Origin of the sequence: Longimicrobium sp., from assembly GCF_036387355.1 — a bacterium.
Taxonomy (GTDB): domain Bacteria; phylum Gemmatimonadota; class Gemmatimonadetes; order Longimicrobiales; family Longimicrobiaceae; genus Longimicrobium.
In genome coordinates this window covers 1-1,684 of the sequence record NZ_DASVTX010000385.1, presented here as the reverse complement: position 1 = coordinate 1,684, position 1,684 = coordinate 1, and the positions used below count along the sequence as shown (strand labels likewise).

Annotated in this window: 1 protein-coding gene; it reads right to left on the bottom strand. The window is 72.0% G+C overall.

Translation table 11 applies throughout. The annotated features are described in order from the left end of the window. Nucleotides 1-79: 79 nt before the first annotated feature. Complete coding sequence (gene dacB / locus VF665_RS16800) at nucleotides 80-1,594, bottom strand: D-alanyl-D-alanine carboxypeptidase/D-alanyl-D-alanine endopeptidase (protein ID WP_331054602.1); 1,515 nt, start codon at nucleotides 1,592-1,594, stop codon at nucleotides 80-82. Nucleotides 1,595-1,684 lie beyond the last annotated feature (90 nt).

Below are 1,684 nucleotides of genomic sequence, written 5' to 3'. Positions count from 1 at the left end.
TCCATTGAGGACACGGCCACACGAAAACGGGGGACCGGCGCCATCGCCGGTCCCCCGTCTCTCATCCACCGGAGCTCGATCAGCGGCGATACGTCGCCAGCAGATTGCCGAGGGCGATCTGCACGCCGCGTGACCCGGAGGTGCCGCGGCCGTTGTAGATGAAGGAAAAGGCCACCGTCTCGCCGCCCGCCGTCTTTACGTATCCCGACAGGGAGCGCACGCCGCGGATGTAGCCCGTCTTGGCGTGCAGGTTTCCCTCGGAGGGCGTGCCGTTGTACATGTTGCGCAGCGTGCCGTCCGGCGCGCCGGCGACCGGGAGCGAGTGATGGAACTGCGCCGACCACGGCGCCTTGTGCGCGTAGATCAGGGTGCGCACCATGGCCGTGGCGCTGGTGCGGTTGTTGGCGGAAAGGCCGGAGCCGTCCGCCTGCCACAGGTTGCCCCAGGGCACGCCGGCGCGGTCGTGAAAGAACGCGGCCGAGGCGGACCCGCCGCCGGCATAGGTGCCGCGCCCCGTGGTCTTGGCCACGGCCGCCTTCCACAGGTGCTCGGCAAAGAAGTTGTCCGAGTGCCGGTTGGTGACGTGCACGATCTCGTGCAGCGGAATGCTGAAGTGCCGGTGCACCAGCGTCGCATTCTTCGGGGTCGCGCCGATGGTGACGGCGCCGTTCACCTGGATGCCCGCTTCGCGCAGGGCCTGGCGAATGGCGCCGCCGGCCAGGTACGCCGGCTCGTACGCCCCCACGCCAAAGCGGTACGGCCCGCGGCCGCCCACCCCGCCGCGCAGGCGCACGGTGTCCTCGTCCGGCTTGCGGACGGCAAAAGCGCGCCCGCCCCCCATCCGCACGTTGTTGATCACGGGGATTTCCGGCACGTCGGGGATGCGCGTGTACGCCGTGCCGCCCCTGATCTCGATCCACAGCATGTTGCGGTTGAACGGCAGCCCGCTCACGGTGGGCGCGTAGCGTGACGCGCCGTTCCCCGTGTCCTGCGGCCAGGCCGGCCCGAAGTTCACTTGGTCGTGAATGGACGGATCGGCCATCACGCCGCCCTCGATGGCCCGCACGCCCATGCGCTGCAGCGCCGCCGCCATCTTGCGGGGGCTCTCCATTACGTCCTTGTCCCAGTCCGGATAGCCGAACGCCGGGTCGCCCGAGCCGCGGATGACCACGTTGCCGCGCAGCGTGCCGTTCTGCACGGGGCCGGTAATGAGCAGGTCGGTGGGAAAGCGGTAGTCCGGCCCCAGGGTGGCCAGCGCCCACACGGTGCTGTACACCTTGTTGTTGGACGCGGGGATCAGGGCCGAATCGGCGTTGATGGCGTAGAGCGCCTCGTTGCGGTCCATGGACCAGGCCAGAATGGTCCACTCGCTCCGGTTGCCCACCAGGGCCTCGGCCTGCGCCTGCAGCGGTCCCGCGCCAGCCTGGGCCGGTGCGGCCGGCGCCTGCGGGGGTGCCGCGGGCGCTTGCGCAGGCGCGGCGGCGGGTGCCTGCGCGGGGGTGCGCGCGGGAGCCTGCGTGGCCGCGGCGTGCGCGGCCAGCGCGCCCGCGGCGCCGAGGCCCAGCGCCAGCCCGGCCGTGTAGAGCGGCTTCATGATTGGACTTCCTTTCAGCGCGCGGCCGGCGGCGCGGGGGCAACGGGCTGCGCGGGCGCGGCCACCGTCGCCCCGTCAGCCCCGGCGGCC

Coding starts and splice junctions, on each gene's coding strand:
- dacB (WP_331054602.1), bottom strand. CDS start 1,594: ATGAAGCCGCTCTACACGGCCGGGCTGGCGCTGGGCCTCGGCGCCGCG.